The sequence below is a fragment of the Phaeobacter sp. JH20_29 genome (assembly GCF_048056175.1).
Lineage (GTDB): Bacteria > Pseudomonadota > Alphaproteobacteria > Rhodobacterales > Rhodobacteraceae > Phaeobacter > Phaeobacter bryozoorum.
The window spans coordinates 92,910-115,916 of the sequence record NZ_JAYMWO010000006.1; the positions used below are offsets into that span (position 1 = coordinate 92,910).

Sequence of the window (23,007 nt, forward strand, 5' to 3'; positions counted from 1 at the left end):
ATCGCCACGCTTACTTGAAGCGGTAGTTGATCCGTCCCTTGGTCAGGTCGTATGGGGTCATTTCAACCTGTACCTTGTCGCCAGCCAGAACACGGATGCGGTTCTTGCGCATCTTGCCTGCCGTATGTGCGATGATCTCATGGCCGTTTTCCAGCTCGACCCGAAACGTCGCATTGGGCAGGAGTTCCTTCACGACACCGGGAAATTCGAGCGTATCTTCCTTGGCCATGTTATCTCCATAATTGCGGTTTCCCGCGAGTCTGCGGGACGTGCGCTTAAATGAGCGCTTTTTCCCAGATTTTCAAGGGCGCAATCACCGCAGCTGACATATTGTGACCGATTTCTCAGGTTCGGACCTTTCGTCCCAATGCGTGCGGTTGCGTACAACGCCATCGCGGCGCACAAGGGCAATCGCCTCAAGATCAATGTCGGCATAGGTCCAGCCCGGCTTGTTCAATATGCCCTCGGCCAAGACACCAGTCGCGGGGAAGCCGGTATCAGGCGGTCCAAATATGCCACCCGTTCCGGTATTCTGATCCACGGCCTCTGACCATTCCGCAGGGCCTACGATAGACGACATCACCGAGACGCACTGATTTTCGAGAGCGCGGGCCATGGCGCCGATACGGACCCGCCAATAGCCCGCCAGTGCCTCCGTGCAGGACGGCACCAACAATAGATCCACATCTGCAAGCGCCCGTCCCAAAAGCGGAAATTCACTATCGTAGCAGATGAGGATGCCGATCTTGCCCAGTTCGGTGTCAAACACTTTGAGTGGGCCGCCACCGACCACCTCCCATGGATCACGCTCAAACATGGTCATGATCTGCTTGTCTTGAACGCCCTTCCTGCCGTTCGGGGCATATAGGGTCGCACGATTAACCGGACGATCCCGGCCATCAAATACGGGCGCCGATGCCCCAAGAATATGCACTCCGAATTGCGCGGCGAGACGCAGGTGCAAGGCATCGACTTCAGGCATCCGGCTGGAAACCGCATGTAGGGATTGTTCCAGATTTCCGGCAACCTCGGCACCATCGAGCGTGGACAGCTCCATCGCGCCATATTCGGGAAACACCAGCAGCTCTGCTCCCTGTTCAGCCGCTTCTTTTACCCAATGGGTGATTTTGGCATCATATTCGGACCAGTCATCAAACCAATCGAGCGGATAGGCAGCAGTGGCGATTTTCATGAGATTTTCCTGTCGTTTGACATCGAACGGCTGAGAAGAGCTGAGCTGCACGAGACCGCTCAGGTCAAGCTGCGTGACCAGAATTGAAGCGGTTTTCGGGTTTCCTCCACATCCCCCACGTCACGCCACGAAAAACGAGCCACCACACCCGGCATGGGGGAGTAACCCCGTTTGTGCCAGAAACTGTGTAGATCATTGTACACCTCGGGCCTGGCGGGATGGTCGCCCGGACGTTGAACGCTGCAAAACGCGGATACGCAAAAGCCGAGATCTCGGGCATGGGCCTCCCGCATATCAAAGAAACTGTGCCCAAGCCCGCGCCCGCGATACTGTGGCAACAGCACGGATTCGGCGCAGTAGAAAACATCCGTCAGCGCCAAGCCGGTTCCGTCGAACGCAGCGGCAAAATCCTCTGCGTGATCCGCGAGAGGTGCGCCGGTCGAAGCACCAACAAGCGCCTCGCCATCCCATGCCCCAATTACGATAGACCGGTCGCTGTCCAGATAGCTTTGCAGATAACTGCGTTCGTAGGCCAAATCGCCATCATAGAGATAAGGCCAATCGCGAAAGACAGCTATGCGAAGGCGGGCGATGTCATCAATCGCTTCAGCCAAGGCCGCGCCACGCAAAACCTCCAATTGAAGGTCCATCAGCCAGAGACCTGCGCCGTCCAATCCGCCAGGTTGTAATATGTCGTCACGCGGATGATCTTGCCGTCCTTCAGATCGAAGAACGACCCGGCGGGAAGGCGGTAGCTTTGCCGATGCGCTTCGGGCAGACCTGCATCGGTTTCGAGGTAGACGCCGTTCACGATGTATTCGGCAGCCGCCCGGGTACCGTCTTCATTATCGAAAATCACCATATCGGTGAGGTTTTCGTCGTAGCAGCGGCTCATATGGGCGCAAAACTCGGCAAACAACGCCTTACCGGTGCGGATTTTGCCTTCGTTCACGTGGTGGGCCACGTCATCGGAAAGACACGACAGCATGGCTTCGGTATCTTTGGCGTTGAATGCTTCAAAATATCGGGTGACGGTGCGGTTCATTTTGTCTCCAACGGGTTGCCCCAGCGCTCAGTCAGGCGCTGGATGATCTGGGATCGGGTTTGCCTGTAGCTGTCTAGCTTGGCATCCCGGGTTTCCCCCAGTCCAGTTGGGTCCATAATTGGCCAATATTCGACATCGAGGTGAAAAAACCGGGTGAGTTCCAAGGCCCGTCTCTGGCTGGCAGGCGACAAAGCCACGACCAGATCAAAAGACGACAGGTCGTCGCCCCATTGCTCCATTTCGTCAAACGACCGCGAGCGATGACGCGACAATTCAACGCCGATCTCCTGGCAGACCGCGATGCAGAAACCGTCGATTTCCATATCATTCTTGACACCGACCGACTGCACATAGGTGCCAGAGCCATAAAATTGCTTCATGATCCCCTCGGCCATAGGGGAACGGACCGCGTTGTGGTCACAGCAGAACAAAATCGACTGTGGCAACTCGCTCACGCTTCAGCCCCCAAAATGCAGAACGCAAATCAGCGTGAAGAGGCGGCGCGCCGTATCCGTATCAATCTCGGCCTTCCCTTCCAGACGTTCCTGAAGAACGCGGCTGCCTTCGTTATGGATACCTCGGCGGGCCATGTCGATCGTCTCGATCTGGCTGGGCGGCAGGGTCTTAACAGCTGTGAAATAGCTCTCGCAGATCTGATAGTAGTCTTTGACGACCTGACGGAACGGCGACAGTGACAGATGGAATTCCGCCGCTTTCTCCCCGGCTTCGGACGCCACATCAAACACCAACCGCTTATCCCGGATCGCAAGACCTAGATGATAGGGACCTTCTGGCACCTCGCGCTCGCCGCGCGCAGGTAGGGCAAAGCTGTTGTCCTCGATCAGGTCGAAAATGGCGACCCGGCGCTCCTGCTCAATCTCGGGCGTCGGCGGCGGCAAGTTACTGTCATCAAGGTCAATTTGGCTGATGCGGCTCATGGGTCAGATCTCTGTGCGCGGGTCATACAGATAACTGACTAGCCGATGGCCGCTGCAACGGCAATCCGCGGGGCACGATGTGCCGCAAGGATGTGTCTCTTGGGACAGTCTCGCATCTGAAGGCCGCCCCGCAATTCGTCACGGCCTTCTCCGTTGCATTACTGATTCAACCGATTCAGCCGGGCGCGGATAGACAGACCATGGGCCTGCAGGCTTTCGCTTTTCGCAAGTGTCTCGGCCGCAGGTCCGATAGCCCGCAGCGCCTCAGGCGTGATCTCACTCAGCGTCGTGCGCTTCAGAAAATCCATGACTGACAGGCCAGATGAGAACCGTGCAGATCGCGCCGTTGGCAACACGTGGTTCGGTCCACCGATATAATCACCGATGGCTTCGGGCGTATATTGGCCAAGGAAGATCGCCCCGGCATGAATGGTCTTTTCGCTGAGCGCGCGCGGATCAGCAACACAGAGTTCAAGATGCTCGGGCGCGATGCGGTTCGAAAGCCGCGCTGCCTCTGCAAGATCCGGCACGGTAATCACGGCACCATAGTCGCGCCAGCTGGGGCCAGCGATGGCGGCACGCTCCAACGTCTTCAATCGTTGCTCGACCGCTTCCGCCACGGCCCGCCCAAATCCTTCATCATCGGTGATCAGGATCGACTGCGCACTTTCGTCATGCTCAGCCTGACTCAGCAGATCCAGCGCGATCCAGTCTGGGTCGTTGTCCTTGTCCGCAATCACCAGGATCTCGGACGGCCCTGCAATCATGTCGATGCCTACCTTCCCGAAAACACGCCGTTTTGCCGCAGCAACAAATGCGTTTCCGGGGCCGGTGATTTTGTCGACAGGGGCGATGCTCTCGGTTCCATAGGCAAGGGCCGCAATCGCCTGCGCACCACCGATACGGTAGATTTCATCGACGCCCGCCAACCGCGCCGCCAGCAGAACCAACGGGTTGATCTGCCCATCCGGCGTCGGAACCACAACCGCGAGACGTTCAACACCGGCAACCTTCGCCGGAACCGCATTCATCAGCACAGAGGACGGATAACTCGCCAGCCCCCCCGGCACATAAAGACCTGCGGCCGATACCGCCGACCAGCGCCACCCCAATGACGCGCCAGTATCATCCTGCCACGCATCATCCGCAGGCATCTGCCGTGCGTGATAGGCGCGAATTCGATCGACCGCCAGCTCAAGCGCTGCACGTTCCTCGCCAGAGACCGCCTGCACAGCCGCGTCAATTTCGGCATCAGAGATTCGCAGCTGATCGGCTGTCAGCTGCAACCGGTCGAATTTTGCGGTCAGCTCAATCAGCGCGGCATCGCCACGGGCGCGGACATCCGCGATAATATCGGCAACCACAGCATCCACATCGGGACTGTCTTCACGTTTCGCGCCCAGAAGCGCGGTAAAGGCCTTTTCGAAATCAGCGTCGGACGCGTTTAGAAAAACGGGCATCATGGCTCTCCTTTGCGCCTGCAATATAGCCCCCAGCCCTCAGTCTCAAGATGATTGCTTGCGTTGATGTCAGCGCAGCACCCGCCGCGCCAGTTGCGATATCATGTCCGGCGGCAGAGCATCATCCAGCGGACATAGCATCAGCACATCATGTCGGGGCTCACTTCCCAACATCACCGAACGGGGGCGAAGACCGAATGGGCGAAAACCGGCCTGCTGATAGAGCCTTTGCGCTTTCTTGTTTTCCTGATCCACGCAAAGCTCGACCTGGGTCAATCCAATCTCGCGCGCGTGACCCAGAATTTGCGTCAATAGGGCTCGGGCCATCCCCTGACCTTGATAGGCACGTGAGATATAGAAAGGCCCCAGATCGGCGGTATGGGAAATGCGTGACAATCCCCCCTGCCGTAGCACGGCAAAACCCACCAACCGTTCCTCGGCAAACGCGCCCCAATAGGCGCCGCTCTCGAAGCCGCTGATCAGAGCCGCATCCGGAATGCTGTCGGCTTCTTCCACGGTCATCAGAAATGACGCAGGAAACTCTGTCAGCCCCTCGCGCCACAGGGCACGAAGATCCGCAAGATCAGCCTTGACCAGTCGGCGCAACATCATGTCTCGTGCTGCGGTGCCCGACCCGATGGTGCCTGATAGGGACGCGTCACATCGCGCAAGGTCACCTCGATCGCCTCGACAGCCAGACGGATGGCCCCATCACCGGCAAGCGTCAGGACAATATGCCCGTCACCGTCGGTACCAGGCTCAAAACTCAGCGATAGGAGAGACAGGATAAGATCGCGCTCTTTGCGATCCACCCCTTGCGACGCCACAGACAGCACCTGATCGACCACCAGTACACTCTGCACCCGTTCATAAGGGCGCCCGCGCCTTTCAGCGGCGTCCTTGTCCTCCCAGCGGAACCGGTTCAGCAGCAGGGCAAAACGCCGTTCGGTCGGGCGCCAGCTGATTTCCGTCACCGGAAACACCGCATCCTGTGCGAGCGAGGCGATGACCTGCAGATCGTCGGGACCCAGGGCACCAAGATTCAGCGGCGCTTCGCGCCCATCGTCGAAACTGGCATCTGACATCACTGCTCCTGGATCCGTTCGATCTTGGCACCGACCGACGACAACTTCCGCACCACATGCTCGTAGCCGCGGTCCAGATGATAGACCCGACTAACCTTGGTTTCACCCTCTGCCGCGAGGCCGGCAAGGATCAGGGAAACCGAGGCACGCAGATCGGTGGCCATCACCGGCGCGCCTTTCAGTTTTTCGACGCCGGTCACGGTAGCATGGCCACCATGCACGTCGATCTTCGCGCCCATGCGCATCAGCTCCGGCGCATGCATAAACCTGTTCTCAAAGATCTTCTCTTCCAGAACGCTGGTTCCCTCGGCCGTGCACATCAGGGCCATCATCTGCGCCTGAAGATCGGTCGGAAAACCGGGGAACGGTTCGGTCACGACATCCACGGCCTGAACGCGGTTACTGCCGCGGCGCACGGTCAGACTGTTCTCATTCTCGGTGATCTCGACGCCGGCGGCCTCCAACTTATCACAGAACACCTCGATCAAGGACCGTTTTCCGCCGAGCAGCTCAACCTCACCACCGCAGATCACTGGCGCCAGCATATAGGTGCCCAGCTCGATCCGGTCGGTAACAACCGGATGGGTGGCGCCGTGCAGACGATCCACGCCCTGAATGGTGATCGTCGAGGTGCCTTCACCTTCGATCTGAGCACCCATCTTGCGCAAGCACTGCGCCAGGTCGACGATTTCAGGCTCGCGCGCCGCGTTGTTGATCACGGTGGTGCCTTTGGCCAAAGTCGCGGCCATCAGGGCATTTTCGGTCGCGCCGACTGAAACCAAGGGGAAATCGATAGTGCCACCTTTCAAGCCGCCCATCGGCGCCTTGGCATGGACGTAACCGTCTTTCAGTTCCAGCTCTGCCCCTAGCGCTTCCAGCGCTTTCAGGTGCAGATCTACCGGACGCGCCCCAATGGCACAGCCACCAGGCAGCGAGACAACCGCATGACCATCGCGTGCCAACATTGGCCCCAGAACCAGAATCGACGCCCGCATTTTACGCACGATATCGTAGTCTGCGGTATGATTGTTGATGTCATGGCTGGACATCGCCAGCACTTGGCCCTCCTGCAGCGTCGACACCTCGGCTCCCAGCGACTGCAACAAAGTCGTCATGGTGCGAATATCCGAAAGCCGCGGCGCATTTGTCAGCGTCAGCGGCTCCTCGCTCAGCATGGTTGCCGGCATCAGCGTGAGACAGGCGTTTTTTGCACCCGCGATGGGAATCTGCCCCTTGAGCGGGCCATTCCCAGTCACCAAAATCGAATCCATCTGCCCTTACTCCTTGGAACTGCCTGTTGAGAGGTCGTCGGCCCTGCGTTCGATACTGTCGTCTTTCACCGCACGCGCCTTGGCCTGAGCCTTCCGACGGCCCATATTCGCCTTCAATGCGGCCTTCAACCGATCTTCGCGTGTGGGCGCTGACCCGCCGCTTTTTACTGTTTTCTTCTCTGCCATAGATCTTCTGTACCGGAGTGTGAAAAAACCGTCCAGAATGCTCTTGCACCCCACTTCGTTTATGCCTAAAAGCCCCCTCACCGGCGCTGCTGTAGCTCAGAGGTAGAGCACTCCCTTGGTAAGGGAGAGGTCGAGAGTTCAATTCTCTCCAGCAGCACCAGTTTCCAGAACATCGCAAGATTATATGCTTAACAGCATATCTGAAGCCGCCATTCTCGGCCGCTACCCCCTCCGTATGCAGGGATCTTTCTCGATTGCAGAGCTTCTCCCACAGATTGTCCGCCGATAGCCCACCGGTCGAGCACAACGTCCCTCGAGACCGAATCGATCCTGAGCATTCGAACTCCGATTCGTTGCCATTGCAGCAACAACGCCGACAGCTGCTTGAGACTGTCAGCGGTTAACCGCCGTTGAATCAAATTGTCTACAGATTGCGATGAGCGAATCACTCTGGTTAAGGCTGATTTTAATTTTCAGCCGTCATTCTCATTGCCAAGGACCGCAATCCCGCGAGCTAAGCGGGGCGCGGCACCGCAGCAGCACCCGGAACAGGAGGGTTGAATGACAAATCAAGTGCAACACGACCGCCCGCCGACCAGGACAAGGCCGGGCATCGTGCCGGCTGGTGCCAAGCGGTATGGGGTCGATCCAGTCTGTTTGGACCAAAGTGAAAAATGCGGGTCAAGGCTACGGTTTTTCAACCGACAGCTCGCAGGGCAGATCATACAGGCAAGCGTCCAACTTTCCCGGGTCCTCCCCACATTCAGCGCGTGCAGAGACAGCGTGTTTTCGTTGAAGCGCAGCTTGAGCGATCTATCGCATCTAGCCGAGCCGACGTTGGCGCTCTGCCTCAGGCCGCGCTGGAAACGACGATGGTGCCGCGCCGCGACTCCAAACTAATAAAAAAATCAAGTGGCCGCCAAAATCGATACTGCCTGAAATCCGCTTATCCATTGGAAGGTTCCCGCCAAAACCGGTGGGCCCACTTTGAGTACGACACCGTATCTGGTGTATCCGCTTTGCTTCAGTCGTGAGGCGCTGCGGAACGGGACCAACGAAATGGACGCGTCATCGTTTTGCACCCCTGCTGGGAACGCCAGTTCTCGGGCCACCACACGACACCAATAACTGCCGACAGGGCAATACCGAACCCGGCCGCCTGGAACGCATCGACATGCAGTCGGTGCGCCGGGTGAGCTGTCCCAAAACCAGCGTGCTGATCTCCCTGTCAGCCGCGATAGCACGAGGCTGCCCTCGACAAGGAACACGTCATGTCGACGATCTGGAACTCTATTATTCGAAAAACTGCAGTGGCTGCCGCTGCACTGACCATGATGAGCGTTTCTGCCGGAATGCTCCCGGCGCAAAGCATCAACAACAATATCAAGAGTCAGCTGGACGAATTCGTCAAACGTGGCACCGAGGTGAGATTCGAAGGGTATCTTACCGGCTACAGCTATTGGGATAACACTCCCCCCGGCAGTGCCGCCATTGCGCGCCCGGTCCTGCGGCGCCAGGCCGGCGGAACCGGCACTTATAATGACCCAATTACCATCGCGGTGGGACATGCCATTCGGCGCGGGCGCCAGACGTTGGACTTCCCGGCAGGCACACGGTTTTACATCGAGCGCCTGCGCAAATACGCAATCGTAGAAGATGTATGTGGCGACGGGCACCAGCCACAAAATGGTCCCTGCCATACCGGCAAGAATGGCCGCCCCTGGCTCGACATTTACATCGGGGGCAAGCGAAACTCTGTCCGCGACACCGAACGCTGCATGAACCGATTGACGGGGATGCAGCCCATCCGCCTCAACCCACGGCGCGGCTATCCGGTTGCACAGGGCGAAATCTCGGCCAGCGGCTGTCAGGTCTTCGGCCCGGTGAGTTAACTTGGTCGCGATCCAATTCGCTAACCCTAGCGGGCGCGGCGCTTCAGATGCGCAAGCGCCTGCAGGACGATCCCATTGGTGTTAAGGTCAGCATGGTTTGCCATTTGCCCATAGCCGTCAAGGAACAGGCCACTGCTCATGCCAAAACCATCAATTCGGGCGCGGCTCTGTGCGGTTTCCAGCATCTTCAGGCTGAACGCGCATGGCCGCACCGCATACCACAGATAAGCCGCTTTGGTTGAAAAGATCCCGTAGGGGCTGGTCGCCACAGGCTCAAAGAGCACATCGCGCCCCTTTCGATAACTGACATTCCATCGCGTTTCATGGCCAAGATCGAACCCCTGATAGACAAACCAGGGCGCTGTATCGATTGGGGTCTCTGATGGCGCCAGCAATTGCCCGGTCTGATCATAGTGATGCTTCATCGCCCCAAGGAAGATATCGGTGAGGACCGCGCATTCCGCCGAGGGTCCCAACTCGACATATTCCAGCAGCAGCGGTTCGGTGGGCAGAATACCAATCTGATCCACCGTATAGAGTAGACTGACCGTTCTGTCGGCGACGGTATCCCCGACGAAGGCCTCCCGATAAGGAGATCGCGTATCAGGCTGACCCAGCAACGGCAGAATACGCGTCTGATAGTGGGCGCAGTGCGACAGATACGACGACTGGATGCGTGTCTTCAGAATATTCTTCAGCACACCACCCTGCATAAGGCCCGCAATTTCCCATTTCTTCATTAGCTGAGACGACGCCTCCGCAAGCGCCGCATGTTTCGCGGCCCGGGTCACGGCACTGCTCAGGCGTGCAAAATCACAGGCATCAAAGCCGCGGCGTTCGATAGACGCATCCCGCACATTGATCAGCGTGGGCGGATAGGCCATGTCCCCGTCAGTAATCACCGGCAGGGACGCCATGATCTTCTTGATGCGGCGATAGATCTTGTCAGCGGGCGCCAGATCCAGATCAATTGCGGCGAGCAGCCCCAGTATCAGGCTGCCGACATCCCACATCGTGATTTCATAGTTGTTGAAAGACTTACCGTTAATCTGCTTCCTGACGGTCAGCGCCAACCCGGTGGCGCTCATCTCTGCCTGTTCCAGATAGCTGTAGGCCAGTTGGGCGTCGGCCATCATGGCCTCATCAAATACAGGCGACTCCGGCGCCAAATCAGTACTGCGCAGTGCCTCTCGCGCCTCCAGCAGCAACTCATGCGCCGGGTCAACAATTCCTGTAGGATAATTAAGGCAGATCCCATTCGCGGCCGGAATCTTGGCGGCGAGCTTGCCAACAGCGTCAACCTCATGAACGAAGACAGCATCCGGATGCCGCACGTCTCCCCGCTGCGGCGCAACCTCATCGGCAAGGAAGAGCGGGCCTTCCACCGGTTCGCCGTCAGGCCCCAGGCCCGGCGCTCCCAGACGGCGCTGCTCCCCGTCACCGGTCTCCAACAACAAAGCGCCATCCGCGCGACGCTCCCCGCCGCGCACCAGAGTCACACAGTCAACGCCGAGACGTGCCCGCGCCTGGCCCAGTAACGCGTCATAGCCTTCCCCACTCTCAGGGAACTCGGGCAGAATGACATAGTGCCGGGAGTGGTTTGGCAGGAAAGCACAACACCGTTTGTAGAGTTCTCGCGGCAGGACCGACAGAAGATACCCTGAAAGGCGCGCGCGATTGACACTCGCGGCGATACGTTGACCGACCTCATAAGCGCGTGCCGGATCAATCGGCAGTTCCGCCACATCAATGGCCAGCACCGTCCCGTCCCCCAATTGGGAGAAAAGCCCGGATGTCATCTTCTGCTGGGCTGATCTCAGATCAAGACGCGCCTTAAGCGGTAACATCAGAACTGCGGCCGGCCCAAGCAGCGCCTCGCGTTCGGCATCAGCAACCGCATCGTATATCACGGTCGTGCACCCTCCGGTCCGCAAGCCATCCTGCCTCAGGTCGCCCTCCACCCCATTTGTGGACACGGTCGAAAAATGCGCAGGCTGGGCCGCCGCCGCCATCGACCCCGGCAAAAGCCGATCAATCTGTGATCGCAGGCTCCAGAGTGCTCGTGCCTTGAAATATCCCGTCTTCTGCATGAGATCGCGCGTGGCAGGGACAATCTCGACGAATGTCCGGTTTTTGGATGCCGTGTCACTCAGCATCGACAAGACCGGATGAACGGCATCCGGGCTGTGTCTGGCGAAGTCATCGAACTCAACTTCAACCGCCAAAGCAACGCCTTGCGACAGGAACGCAAAGATCAGCGAGCCAAGTGCGTTCTCAGGCAGGGATGGATGCACACCTGTCAGCAGTATGGAAAACGCGCGAATTCCCTCTGCGTGATCTGTCTGCGCTTCAGCCGGCCATGCTGCACCTATCAGGCCACCTGAGGCCAACCCCAGAAACTCACGACGTTTCCACCGCATTACCCTGTCCAACTTTCTGGTTTCGGCGCTGTTTACCATAACTTGAACGAGCCGCGATGCCCATCTTGAATTATCGTTAGGACTTTGTTAAAAACTTAATTAGCGGACGCGGAATCGAAATGGTTCGCGCGAAAGCACGACTGGCGAAAATCGCCTGCCCCCCAAACGAGTAAATGAAAAAGTAACACGTTATTTGAACGGGTTGGCAAGTGATGTACACGACGACTGATAATCGGCCGACGCCAGGGCCAAAGAAAAGTAGAGCAAAGGCTCCTGCTGCTTCAACGCGTCGTCACAAAACATTTCCGACTGAGATTCTGCCGGCCGAGATGGCTCTCTCGACCGACGCCGAGAAGCAGATCTTCAAAGCTGGCAACGCAACCCGGCCGTTTCTGGCGGTCCTGTTGTTTGTGATTGCGCTCGCCCTGGCGGCGGCGATGATCATTGCCGTGACACAGAATGTGATCACCGAGTTCAAATTGGCGCGACCATTGTTTCAGAACAGCGCGCCTGCGGATAACATCAGCCAAGATTGGCGCCGTTTCCTGCCGCAGAGTGACAATCTGGAAGGCGATGGGGGCAATGATCAGCTCGACCGCGATTACGCCAGCGCGGATATTGCGGGCGGCAGTTCCTGCGAAACCCAAACAGGCACGCCCCGCAGTGCGAGCAATAACCCCTCGAAAGTATACGCTTTTGTAACGGCGGACCTCGAAGACGTTTCCAACTCCGTTCAACGGACCTGCAACACGATCAATGTGTTTGTCCCCGAATGGCTGATCATCAGCGACAAAGGTGTCGACTGGTTGCAGTCCGGCAATCAGGATTTTAGTACGCCCTATGTCGTGCGGACCAACCCTTTTGGCGATAGTCCGATCCAGCCGCTGATCCATGTGCAGGCCAGCGCGCTCAGCAGCGAGGCGTCTGGTCACTGGTCTAATACCGCAGCGCTTGCGGCGCGGCAGGGATGGTCCGGTCTGTGTTTTGATATGCGCCGGCTTGAGGTGCAAAACCTGCAAAAGGCTCTACTCCATCTCGATGGTGTGAAAGGGGACTTCGCGGCAGCAAACTTGGAAACCTGTGCAGTTATCGCGCCAGACCAGATCGAAACCCTTGGCTATGGCAGCGCATTACCCGAGCGGGTGATCCTGCCCGCCATTCAGAACAGCTACCGTCTCGGGATCTACGAAGAATCGCCAGCTCCGCTTGATTGGTTCCAGTCCGTTCTCGAACGTGCGCGCACCACTATCCCTCAGGATAAACTGGTGATTGGTCTCGCGGCTGGTGGTGTGCACTGGACCACTGGCACGAGTGCACCGGAGTTTATCAGTTATGCAGATGCAATGTCCCAGGCCGACCAATATGGCGCCTTCGCGGGCTATGCACCCGAAAAAGGTCACGGGCTGATCTCCTATATGGACGCTGGTGGCGAGCGAAACATGATCTGGTATCTGGATGCCGTAAGCCACTACAGCCAGTTGCTGAGTGTCGCAGAAGCTGGCATCGACGGTGTTGCGATCTGGGGGCTGGGGCAAGAGGATCCCTCCATTTGGCCTCTGCTCGCCCAGGAAGATATCCTGTCGGACGAAGCCTTTGCCACATTGCGTGATATCGATCTGAACAGCTTTGTCTCGTATCGTGGCACCGGCCCATTTCTGCGGTTCAGCGAAACCGAAGTCGTCGGCCGTCGCCACGTGACCCGCGATTCCGAAACGCTCATGGTCACCGATGCGATCACCGATCCGCTGCCCTTGCCGGTCATCGCTGACCGCTACGGGGTCTTGCCAGACAAATCCATTCTCCTGACCTTTGATGACGGGCCGTCGCAGGACCACACGCAGGAGATCCTCGATATCCTGAATGCCGCCAACGTCCCTGCGACGTTCTTCATGGTCGGCAATCAGATGTTTGAGCAAAAGAACGTCGTCAACGCACTCGCCGAAGCCGAATTCGACTTCGGGCTGCACACCTTCTCTCACCCGCAGCTCAATCGCGCCTCCCCTGCGCGGGTGCAGGTTGAACTGGCTTTGCAGTCAAGGATCTTTTCCTGGCTGACCGGCCGCACACCAGTTGTTTTCCGCGCGCCCTATATGCGTGGTCCCGGACCGCTGGAGGGCGATCTGGCGAGGCGGCTGAAGACCATTATCGATCAACGTTATCACCTCCTGGGTGCCGATATCGTGCCACCGGATTGGCGCAGCCTGAGCCCGAAGCAACTGGTAGACTACACTCTGGGAGCCTTGGACGGCAGCGGTCAGGTGCTGCTCATGCACGATGGCGGAGGTCCGCGCAGCAGTACCATCAGCGCCCTACGCCTGTTGCTGCCCGAGCTGAAAGCGCGCGGCTATCAGTTTCTGACGCTAGAACAGGCAATGGCGGGGTTTGGAAGCCCCTACGAGACGCGGCAGGTCGCCAGCCTTGAACCCTTCGAAGCGCTGGCCTTTACAGGTGTGGGCAACAGCGCCACGTGGGTGGCATTTGTGGTTCCATTTGCAGTGCTTCTCGGGGTCATCCGCGCTCTTGTCCTGTTTATAATGGCGATCCGGTCCCGCCGTGCGGACCGCACGGATCTACGCCACCGGACAGGTGATTTTTCCGCCCCGGTGACGGTGGTGATCCCAGCCTATAACGAAGAGAATAGCATCCTGAAGACGATCTACAGCGTGCTGGAGTCAGACTACCCCAACCTATCAGTGCTGGTGGTGGATGACGGGTCGACGGACTCCACCTATGAGCTGGTGACAAAGACTTACAAACGCAACCCGAAGGTACAGATCCTGCGTCAGCCCAATGGCGGCAAGTGGAAAGCATCCAATCTCGCCTTCTCGCATGTCACCACCGACTTTGTCGTTGCGATTGATGCCGATACCATCGTCGCGCCGGATGCTATCCGCCGTCTGATGCAGCCCTTGCGCAACCCCAACGTTGGTGCAGTGGCTGGCAAAATCATGGTCGGCAACTCTAACAACCTTCTGACAAAGCTGGAAAAGCTTGAGTATACGGTCGCCCAGAACATCGACCGCCGCGCCTATGAAACGATCAATGCGATCATGGTTGTACCCGGTGCATTTGGCGCCTGGCGAACCGACGCTGTGCGCAAATGTGGCTACTACAGCAGCCAGACGCTGGCAGAAGACACCGATCTGACCATCTCACTCCTCGAAAAGGGGTATGAGGTCCGTGCCGCGGAGCGTGCATATGCCTACACCGAGGCGCCCGCATCCGTCGGAACGCTGATGAAACAGCGGATGCGCTGGTCGATCGGGATCCTGCAATCCGCATGGAAACATCGCGGCACCATCCGTCAGGGCCATGCTGTCGGCTTGGTCGGGCTTACGGATCTGGTTGTCTTCGGAGTGATCATGCCGCTTCTTGGCCCGATCATCGACCTGTTGCTGGTGCTCATGTTGGTGCGGTTCGTGTCCAGCTTTGACGGCACCAACTTTGACGCCTTCACCGTTCGTGATTATGCCGTGCTCGCCATTTTCCTTGCGCTACCGCTGCTGGAAATGATCATGGCTGATTATGCCGTACGGTCCGAGCCATCGACCCCGCGTGCCATGGTGCTGCTGTTGCTGTTGAACCGCTTCATTTATCGCCAATTGCTGATCATCAATGTCTATCGCTCGCTGTGGCGGATCCTGACAGGGCGGTTGACGGGGTGGCACAAACTACGTCGATTTGGATCCGTTCAGGCGCCGGTCCGGCCAACAGTTGCAGCCCGGGCGCATCTCAGCTGACCTGCGGACCGCATGACAACCGGCCTGCGGGATCGGGCAAATCGCGGCCTACCCCGCTCACGGGCTCGAGGAACCAGATTGATCTGTCACCAGCCTGGACTGGTCTGGCATGAAATAAGCCCTGCCCAAGAGAGAACCTTGGGCAGGGCTTTGTCGTTTTACACGCAGAGTTGCTCAGTTGCCGTCAGACGTGCTTTCACCCGAGAGCGCATTGGGATCGAACGCGCCACCGAAGGCGGAGTTTCCGCCGCTTGCCGGTGCCGAGCTTTCGTCTTCGCCTTCAGGGGCAGCGCTGTCTCCGCCACCCAGAGCATTGGGGTCAAATACCCCGCCAAACCCAGAGCTATTACCACCGCTGCCAGATGGCTCAGATGTTGGGTCTCCGGCATCAGAGCTCCCGTTTTCGGCTTCTTCAGCTGCTCGGCGAGCAGCGTCTTCGGCACGGCGCTGACGCAATTGCTGAATACGCAGCTCGGTTTCCAGCCGTTTCTGCTCCTTCACTTCGGCGATACATTGAGCTGGGCTGTAAACAGTCGCCGTGCCGACAATCACAATGGTGAAGCAGGCAACCCCAACCAGCCCAAGAGCCGCCCAGTTCGAACTGAGGAACCCCGGCAGCCGCAGCCGGCCACTTTCCAGCTCTTCCACCGTCGCGTCCTTGCGGGCCGCCGCGACCAACTCACGCCGACGGATTGTTGCCTCGTTAAACAGCGCCGCAAAAACCGTTAGCACAACGATGATAAATGCCAGAGCAGAGATCGCCGGAGTGATACCGTAGCGCACCTTTTGTGCCAGTTCGATTGTCAGGGTCGGGTATTCGCCGAAGGTGAAAGTAGTGGTGTTGTAGTTCTCAAAACTAGCAAGGAAGGCAAGAACCGCCGCCGACGCAATTGCCGGTTTCATGAATGGCAACAGAACCTTGCGGAACGCCTGCGCATGGGTCGCCCCCAGATCAAGCGCCGCCTCAGTCAGCGCGATGTCGTAACGCTGCAGACGCGCCACCAGCACCAGCATACAATAGCTGGCGATGAAGGTGGATTGGCCGATGATGGTCAAGAACAGCCCATTGGACAGGAAACTATCCGCCCCCAGACCAACCATACGGTTGATACGATCCCAGAACACCAGAGTCGAAATACCGATCACCACGCCCGGTATCAGGATCGGTGCGATGATGACGGTGTAATAGGTCGCCCGGAGCTTCGGCCAGATCTGCGTTAGCATCAAAGCGCCCGCCAGACCCATTGCCACCGACAACACCACCGTGCCCGCGCCCACCAGAATAGAATTCCAGATGCCATTCAGAATGCGCTCGTCCTGGAACAGGGCAGAGAACCATTCGAATGTCAGGCACTCCCATGGCGTGGCTTGCGGAAAGCCCGGCGAGTTGAAGGCGGTGACCGACATGATCACCAGCGGCCCCAGAAGATAGGCGAAGAATATCGCCAGATAGAACCAGACGCTCAGGCGCAGAAAGGAGAAATTCTTCATTTGCCGATATCTCCCATATTCACCTTGAACAGGCGCATGACGGCCAGAACCAACAGGATACAGGTCACAAGCAGTACCACCGCATAGGCAGCACCCTGCGGCCAGTCGGAGTTGTCATTGAACTGCTGGTAGATCAACTGCGTGAACCACAAGGACGAGGGGCCACCCAGGATCTGCGGCGCCGCCAGAGCGCCCGCCGAGAGCATGAACACCATGGTGCACCCCGAGCTGATACCTGGTTTGGCATAGGGGATTACAACACGTTGGTGGATCTTGGCCCAGCTGGCCCCCATGTCTCGAGCGGCCTCGATCTGGTTGCGATCCAGGCTTTCAATCACGTTATAGATCGGAAAGATCATCAACAGGATGTAGGCATAGCCAAGCCCTGCATAGAGCGCGATATCATTGCGAATGAAATCAAACGGCGTATCGAAAACCCCCATCCCGACGAGGGCCGTGTTCAGAACACCGCTTTCCCCGAAAATGATGCGCAGGGCAAAGGCCCGCAGGATTTCATTGATCCAATAGGGGATGATCAGCATCAGGGCAAAAATACGGATGTGATTGCCCTTGGTCTGCGCGAGATAATAGGCGATCGGATAGCAAAGGATCAGGTTGAACACCGTGACACAGACCGCAGCGACGAGCGTGCGGAAGAATACCCGCAAATCAACTGCATTGTAGTCTTGGCTACCGCCCTCGGGGCCAAAGACCAGATATTTGTAGTTCTCCAGCGTATAGACGTCCTTCGGCCCGCCGATCTCTGGTGGAGGCAGGTTCGGTCGGAATGAAAAGTCGAGCATCGACAGCTGCGGCAGAATGATGAGGCCGATAGTCCAAAACAGGACGAGACCAAGCATCAACGAACCCAGTCCGTAGCCGTTGCGATTAAAGAATTCCCTTAGGAATCTTGGCATGATCTGGCCCTCCTTATTCTGCGGCCAGCTCACCCGCGGGCACGACGACGGCATTCTTCGTCTCGTATTCCAGGGTGATGTTTTGACCTGTGTGATCGTCGAACGACTGACCAAGGTTCGGGATGGAAACCTTCAGCTCCTTACCGCCGTCTCCCTCCATGAAGATGTTGAAGGCATTGCCTTCAAATTCCTCGTGGTTGACCTTGGCGGTCACAAAATGATCACCGGTGGCCCCTTGCGGCGCCAGGGCAAAAGCTTCGGGGCGAATGAACATCATCGCATCATCACCCTCTTTCATCTTCCCCTGATTGGCAGAAGAAATCCGCGCGACCAGATTACCGGACCGGTTCGTCGCTATGAGCGCTTCATTCCCCATTACCCGCTTCACCTTGCCGCGGAACACGTTGTTCTCCCCGACAAAGGATGCGGCAAAGGCCGTTGCAGGATCGTTATAGACCGCCTTGCCGTTGCCGATCTGGTCGATCACGCCGGCGCGCATGACGGCGATATTGTCGGACATGGTCAGCGCCTCGCCCTGATCGTGGGTGATATAGATAAACGTAATGCCGACCCGCTGCTGAATTTCGCGCAGTTCGGTCCGCATGTGCTGACGCAGCTTCAGATCAAGTGCCGACAGCGGTTCATCCAGTAGGAGCACATCCGGCTCAGCGCAGAGCGCGCGCGCGATGGCAACCCGCTGACGCTGACCGCCAGACAGTTCCGACGGCAGTTTGTCCCCCTGCCCCGGCAGTGCAATCATATCCAGAAGCTCATCCGCGCGCTTGCGCCGATCCTTCGCCGACGCGCCGTTGATCTCCATGGAGAAGGTGATGTTTTCCCAAACCTTCATCAGCGGGAACAGCGCAAGGTTCTGAAAGATCAGCGCGGTCGGGCGCTTGTTCGGGCCAATCCCGCGCATGTTGTTGCCGCCAATCAAGACGTTCCCTTCGCTTGGCTCCAGGAAACCGGAAACCGCGCGCAAGATTGTCGTCTTGCCACAGCCAGACGGGCCCAGGAACGAAAAGAAATCGCCTCCGTTGATTTTGACATTTGCGTCGCGCACGGCGACGAAATCTCCAAAGCGGATCCAGAGGTTTTCAAGATCTACGCCTACCCCAGCACTCATGTGGCCTCTCCCTCGGTGCAACCGTCCGTTCGGAGGCGAACCCCCGGCCGATGCAGATAGCATCCGGTTGATGATATGTTGAATTTACGCCCTCAGGCGTGTGGCTGGCCCCCGCCGAAACGGGAGCCAGATGTACTTGCCCGATCAGGTGATCAGGCGCTCTTGAACTTGTTGACGAATTCGGTCCGTACGTCTGCGTACCAGGGGGCTTCAGCCGGCCATGGGTTGAGATTGGCAAGGCTGTTGCCGGGATAGGCTTCGGCAAAGTTCTTCTTATAGACATCGCCGGAGTAATCATCCGCTTTCAGCACGGGCGAATTGTACCCATGGCTGTCGATTGCCTTGCCCGCAGGTTCCTGCTGGTAAGCATAGTCGATAAAGGCATAGACCTGCTCTTCGTTCTGGGCGCCGACTGGCATCGACATGCCGTCAACCCAGGCCATCGCCCCCTCGACCGGTGCCTGATAATGAACAGGCTCACCTGCGGATTTCAGCGCAAGCGGCGGTCCATCCCAGGTCTGCCCGACAACGACACCTTCGTTCAGCAGGCCGTTTTTCTGGGTATCCGCATCGTTCCAGATCAGCTTGATCCGGTTTTTGCGCGCCACACACCAGTCGGTGACCTGGCCCCAGACCTTGCGCATGGTGTCTTCATCTTCATACGCCGCCCAGATCGAGCCAGGTTCCATTTCGCCGGCGGCCTCCATGTAGAGCCCCGCACCCAGCATCATGGAATGGGCACGGCCCATGGTCTTGCCTGCGTTCTCTTCACTCCAGACATCGCCGTAAGACGGCGCATCGCCGGATGGCAGCCACTTGTCAGTCCGGTAGGCAATTCCCTCAGTGCCCCAGATATGCGGCAGCCAATGGGCGCCATTGTCGCCAAAGTTCCAGGCATCTGTACCAATCTTCGCCATCGCCGGGTTCACCGCGTCAACATTTACCTTATTGAGATCAAACGGCTTCAGCAGCTCCAGTGGCCCCCATTGCAAGGAGCGGTTGTTGGTTGGCGAAACGATGTCGAAGCCTTGCCCCTTCGTGGCTTTCATCTTGTTGATGATTTCTTCGTTCGACCCGATACCTGTGTAGTTCACCTTGATCCCGGTCTTACCCTCGAACCCGGCGATGAACTCAGGTGGTAGATAGTCGGACCACATCAGAATGTTGATCTCGCCGGAGGAGGCCAGTGCGCTCTTGGAATAGAGCGGCGCTGCCAGGGCTGCCGCACCAGCGCTCTTCAGAATCGAGCGGCGGGTTACATTGGACTTTGCAGTCATATTCTTTTTCTCCCTATGGATCTGTTGGTCTTTTGTTTTTCTTTTTTGGTAGTGGAACTCTGCGAAACACACTCCGATTGCTACAGTGACAGATTCAGAATTCGATAAGGCCAGAAGAGGCCCTACAGGCGTATTTATGGTGCCAGTTTCAGTTCCGTCCCTAGACATTCGGAACGAAACTTATGCGCGTTTGTCAGCGAAGACGCCGACTCCCACATGGTTCCACCGCAGTCAGTCTGCGCCTTTGGCGCCTCTCACGTCAACGATGCAACACTGTGGAAGTGTTCACAAAATCGCCGAAACCCTCAAACCGCCGTGCCGATGAGCGCGACCCCCGCCGCCATGAGCACGGCCGCCCCAAGACGCCGTTTCCAGTTGCCCTCTTTCAGGATAAGAAACCCGATCAGCGCGGCAAAGATAACCGACGTTTCCCGCAGGGCAGATACAGCCCCCAGCGGCGCAAAGTTCTTGGCAAAGAGAACCAACCCGTAGGCGCACATAGATACCAGACCGCCGGCGATCCCCAAAGCCCAGACCCCGACAGGCACATCGGGCAGTGTTGCACGTTTCCGCAGAAGAACAAACGCCGCGACAAAGACATGGAGAAACGCGCCCCAAGCCCAGTAGCTGACCGTGTTGCCAGACAGACGCACGCCAATGCCGTCAACCAGCGAATATAGTGAGATGAAAAAACCGGTGCCCAGCGCGTACCACAAAGCGCTCTGCCCGACCCCTGATCGCAGCGCCTTCCAACTGCTGAGCTGAATCCCCCCAGCAATGAGCGCGATTCCCACCCAGGCCTGCACCGGCAGGATTTCCCCGACAAAGATCATCGCCCAGAGCGAAACCAACGCTGGGACAATGCCGCGTGCAATGGGATAGACGACGCTCAGGTCGCCGTGATGATACGCGCGACCGAGCATGTAGAAATACCCAAAATGCACCACCGTCGACACGCCGATGTAGGGCAGGCTTGCCACATCCGGCAAAGGTAGCGTGGCCACCATGACCGCCCCGGGGATGACGTGCCCCAAAGCCACCAGACCCAGCGTCGTGGTCCTGTCGATCGCCGTCTTTACAATGGCATTCCAGATCGCGTGCAGCAACGCGGCCGACAGAATGATGGCAATCACAAATGGCGTCATATCAGGCTTTCACAGCTAGCGAGCTTCCAGAACACACATCAGTCCATTTCGTCCGCAGGCATATCCTGGATCAAACGGGTCTCCAGCAGCTGCCCGTTGCGGTACAGGATCGGATAGGCGATGGCGGCGATATGGCTGTTGAATTCCCGCAGCGCGCGCAATGTCTCGAGATGGATATCCGAGCTCTCGAAACTTTCCGCGGCGCCGCGCTGCAATCGGCGCAGGTGGCGCTTACGGCTGTCACGTTCCATCCGCTTGACCTCGGTTTTCTCAAGGCTCAGCAAGCGTGCGCTTTCCAGATCGTCCGAGATCAGCACATTCGATGCAAGCTGCATATTGGCGACGATCACCTCGTGCATACGGGTGATTTCTGCCCAGCCTTCTTTTGAGAACCGCACCCCCTTCTTGTGCATGGACGCAGCTAGGACGGCGAGCCGTTCATCCACCACGTCGCCGGCCGTCTCCAGCCGGATGGCATATTCAACCAGATCTCGGGCAACCTTGGCATTTTCTTTGCCGAACCCTTCGCTTGGCATGCCAGCCACGTAGCTTCGGATACCCGACAGGCAGCTGTTCACTTCCCGATCCAGAGCCTGCACCGCCTTGATCTGGGCACGGTCGCCGTGCTGATAAAGATCGGGAATTGGTCGGAACATCGCACCGACCAGATCCGACATCCGCAGCAGTTCGCGTTTCAGGCTGCTGATCGCCTGATTGGGTTGCCGGTAATCATCTGTGTTCAATACGCTCACCGGCAGCCCGTGCGTGTTGCCCTGCAGAGGGGTCGGGTTTGGTATCAGGCTGGTCATGACACCATGCAGCATTCCGCAGAACGGCAGCGCCAGGATCAACAGCGATGTGTTGAACAGAAGATGCGCATAGACCAGCATCTGGCCGCCCTCAGGTGCGCCCAGAACACCCGCCCGCAAAGCGATATTGGCGCCAAAGACGCAGATCACTGCCCAGGTTCCACGCAGTCCCAAATTCGCAAGCGGCACACGCCGCCCTGGCGCAGGCATCCCTCGGCTCAGCCAGACCGGAATGAAGGCCGAGCCGAAATTGGCCCCCAGGACCAGGGACAACCCGGCCGCGAAAGGGATCGCATCGATCTGAACGAGGGTGACGCACATGAGGATGGCCGCCACCGAAGAGTGCATGACAAACGCCAGCGCAGCGCCCACGAGAAACGCCGTGATGTAATCCCGGGCGAGATATTCCGCGATTGCCGGTAGGAACGCGCTCTCCCGGATGGGGTCCATAGCCTCGCGCAGGAACCGCAGCGAAATCAGAATAAAGGCGATCCCCATCAGAATGCGCCCCATTTGCCGGGCCTTCTTCGCCTCGACCTTGACGAAAAGATAGCCACCGACAGCCAGCAGCACGGGCACCAGCCAGTCGAGCTGGAACGACAAGAGCTGAATGATAAGCGCCGATCCAAGGTCGCCACCCAGAACAATCGCCAGACCAGAGGCAAAGGACAGCAAACCGCTTGCCGCAAATCCCGAGGTCAGCAGGGCAACCGCGGCAGAGCTTTGCAGGACGATGGCCATGCCAATCCCCACGAAGCTGGCCTGCACAAGGCTGCGCTGCCCGGTCAATAGCCGCTGGAACGTCGCGCCGTAGCTGCGTTCAATACCGGTCCGCACCATCCGTACCGCAAACAGCAGCAACATGACGGCACCGGCAAGGCTGGTCAGAAAGCTCAATATGGCCATAGAGTTATGTCTTGTCCTTTTGTTGGGCAGCGTCGTGACGTTACCGCTCTTTTCTTGGCGCGATGGGAAACCCCAGCTGCGCAGCCCTCCGGGCGCTTCCGCCAATC

20 protein-coding genes and 1 tRNA gene are annotated in these 23,007 nt (G+C 58.1%); 3 read left to right on the forward strand and 18 right to left on the reverse strand.

The window, feature by feature from the left end; translation table 11 throughout:
* Positions 1-10 precede the first annotated feature (10 nt).
* The 11 genes from infA to VWZ85_RS05465 all read right to left on the reverse strand — a co-directional run bounded on the left by infA (position 11) and on the right by VWZ85_RS05465 (position 7,177).
* Positions 11-229 (reverse strand): translation initiation factor IF-1, encoded by a 219-nt coding sequence (gene infA / locus VWZ85_RS05415; protein ID WP_005978431.1) that lies wholly within the window; start codon positions 227-229, stop codon positions 11-13.
* Between the two features lie 84 nt (positions 230-313).
* Positions 314-1,192: a carbon-nitrogen hydrolase family protein gene (locus VWZ85_RS05420; protein ID WP_416587336.1), complete on the reverse strand. Its 879-nt coding sequence runs from the start codon at positions 1,190-1,192 to the stop codon at positions 314-316.
* A 59-nt stretch (positions 1,193-1,251) separates the two neighbouring features.
* A complete protein-coding gene (locus VWZ85_RS05425; protein ID WP_416587337.1) occupies positions 1,252-1,842 on the reverse strand; it encodes a GNAT family N-acetyltransferase in 591 nt (196 codons plus the stop codon).
* Positions 1,842-2,237, reverse strand: coding sequence for a ketosteroid isomerase-related protein (locus VWZ85_RS05430; protein WP_340546472.1), 396 nt, complete (start codon positions 2,235-2,237; stop codon positions 1,842-1,844). Before VWZ85_RS05430 ends, VWZ85_RS05425 begins: the two co-directional genes overlap by 1 nt.
* A complete protein-coding gene (locus VWZ85_RS05435) occupies positions 2,234-2,692 on the reverse strand; it encodes a low molecular weight phosphatase family protein (RefSeq protein ID WP_340546471.1) in 459 nt (152 codons plus the stop codon). The genes VWZ85_RS05430 and VWZ85_RS05435 overlap by 4 nt, the downstream gene beginning before the upstream one ends.
* A gap of 3 nt (positions 2,693-2,695) precedes the next feature.
* Positions 2,696-3,175, reverse strand: a complete 480-nt coding sequence (locus VWZ85_RS05440; RefSeq protein WP_340546470.1) for a UPF0262 family protein — start codon at positions 3,173-3,175, stop codon at positions 2,696-2,698.
* A gap of 158 nt (positions 3,176-3,333) precedes the next feature.
* Positions 3,334-4,635, reverse strand: coding sequence for a histidinol dehydrogenase (gene hisD, locus VWZ85_RS05445; RefSeq protein ID WP_416555608.1), 1,302 nt, complete (start codon positions 4,633-4,635; stop codon positions 3,334-3,336).
* A gap of 69 nt (positions 4,636-4,704) precedes the next feature.
* Complete coding sequence (locus tag VWZ85_RS05450) at positions 4,705-5,247, reverse strand: GNAT family N-acetyltransferase (RefSeq protein WP_416587338.1); 543 nt, start codon at positions 5,245-5,247, stop codon at positions 4,705-4,707.
* Positions 5,244-5,720 carry a DUF2948 family protein gene (locus VWZ85_RS05455; RefSeq protein WP_416540874.1) on the reverse strand — a complete coding sequence of 159 codons (477 nt, stop codon included), beginning with the start codon at positions 5,718-5,720 and terminating at the stop codon, positions 5,244-5,246. The genes VWZ85_RS05450 and VWZ85_RS05455 overlap by 4 nt, the downstream gene beginning before the upstream one ends.
* Positions 5,720-6,991 carry a UDP-N-acetylglucosamine 1-carboxyvinyltransferase gene (murA, locus tag VWZ85_RS05460; RefSeq protein WP_416587339.1) on the reverse strand — a complete coding sequence of 424 codons (1,272 nt, stop codon included), beginning with the start codon at positions 6,989-6,991 and terminating at the stop codon, positions 5,720-5,722. Before murA ends, VWZ85_RS05455 begins: the two co-directional genes overlap by 1 nt.
* A 6-nt stretch (positions 6,992-6,997) precedes the next feature.
* On the reverse strand, positions 6,998-7,177 hold the full coding sequence (locus VWZ85_RS05465; protein WP_340546465.1) for a hypothetical protein: 180 nt from the start codon (positions 7,175-7,177) through the stop codon (positions 6,998-7,000).
* 85 nt (positions 7,178-7,262) lie between these two features.
* Between VWZ85_RS05465 and VWZ85_RS05470 the strand changes: the two genes are divergently transcribed.
* Both VWZ85_RS05470 and VWZ85_RS05475 read left to right on the forward strand, forming a co-directional pair.
* Positions 7,263-7,337 (forward strand) — tRNA-Thr (locus VWZ85_RS05470).
* 1,111 nt (positions 7,338-8,448) lie between these two features.
* Positions 8,449-9,069 (forward strand): hypothetical protein, encoded by a 621-nt coding sequence (locus VWZ85_RS05475; protein ID WP_340546464.1) that lies wholly within the window; start codon positions 8,449-8,451, stop codon positions 9,067-9,069.
* 26 nt (positions 9,070-9,095) lie between these two features.
* Here the strand turns inward: VWZ85_RS05475 and VWZ85_RS05480 are convergent, their stop codons facing one another.
* The gene (locus VWZ85_RS05480; protein WP_416587340.1) at positions 9,096-11,489 is read right to left on the reverse strand and encodes a DUF3131 domain-containing protein; all 2,394 of its coding nucleotides are present in this window, start codon (positions 11,487-11,489) and stop codon (positions 9,096-9,098) included.
* A gap of 329 nt (positions 11,490-11,818) precedes the next feature.
* Here VWZ85_RS05480 and VWZ85_RS05485 point away from each other — a divergent pair, with 329 nt between their 5' ends.
* Complete coding sequence (locus VWZ85_RS05485; RefSeq protein WP_416587341.1) at positions 11,819-15,229, forward strand: glycosyltransferase; 3,411 nt, start codon at positions 11,819-11,821, stop codon at positions 15,227-15,229.
* Positions 15,230-15,403: 174 nt separating this feature from the next.
* Here VWZ85_RS05485 and VWZ85_RS05490 read toward each other — a convergent pair whose 3' ends face one another.
* The 6 genes from VWZ85_RS05490 to VWZ85_RS05515 form a co-directional block, all read right to left on the reverse strand.
* The gene (locus tag VWZ85_RS05490) at positions 15,404-16,720 is read right to left on the reverse strand and encodes an ABC transporter permease (protein ID WP_416555616.1); all 1,317 of its coding nucleotides are present in this window, start codon (positions 16,718-16,720) and stop codon (positions 15,404-15,406) included.
* Positions 16,717-17,637 carry an ABC transporter permease gene (locus VWZ85_RS05495; protein ID WP_340546460.1) on the reverse strand — a complete coding sequence of 307 codons (921 nt, stop codon included), beginning with the start codon at positions 17,635-17,637 and terminating at the stop codon, positions 16,717-16,719. Before VWZ85_RS05495 ends, VWZ85_RS05490 begins: the two co-directional genes overlap by 4 nt.
* A gap of 13 nt (positions 17,638-17,650) precedes the next feature.
* Entirely contained in the window at positions 17,651-18,763 is a 1,113-nt protein-coding gene (locus VWZ85_RS05500) for an ABC transporter ATP-binding protein (RefSeq protein WP_340546459.1), read from the reverse strand.
* A 152-nt stretch (positions 18,764-18,915) separates the two neighbouring features.
* A complete protein-coding gene (locus VWZ85_RS05505; protein ID WP_340546458.1) occupies positions 18,916-20,040 on the reverse strand; it encodes an extracellular solute-binding protein in 1,125 nt (374 codons plus the stop codon).
* Between the two features lie 305 nt (positions 20,041-20,345).
* Positions 20,346-21,185 (reverse strand): EamA family transporter, encoded by an 840-nt coding sequence (locus VWZ85_RS05510; RefSeq protein WP_416540870.1) that lies wholly within the window; start codon positions 21,183-21,185, stop codon positions 20,346-20,348.
* A 38-nt stretch (positions 21,186-21,223) separates the two neighbouring features.
* On the reverse strand, positions 21,224-22,900 hold the full coding sequence (locus VWZ85_RS05515; RefSeq protein WP_340546456.1) for a Na/Pi cotransporter family protein: 1,677 nt from the start codon (positions 22,898-22,900) through the stop codon (positions 21,224-21,226).
* Positions 22,901-23,007: the final 107 nt, after the last annotated feature.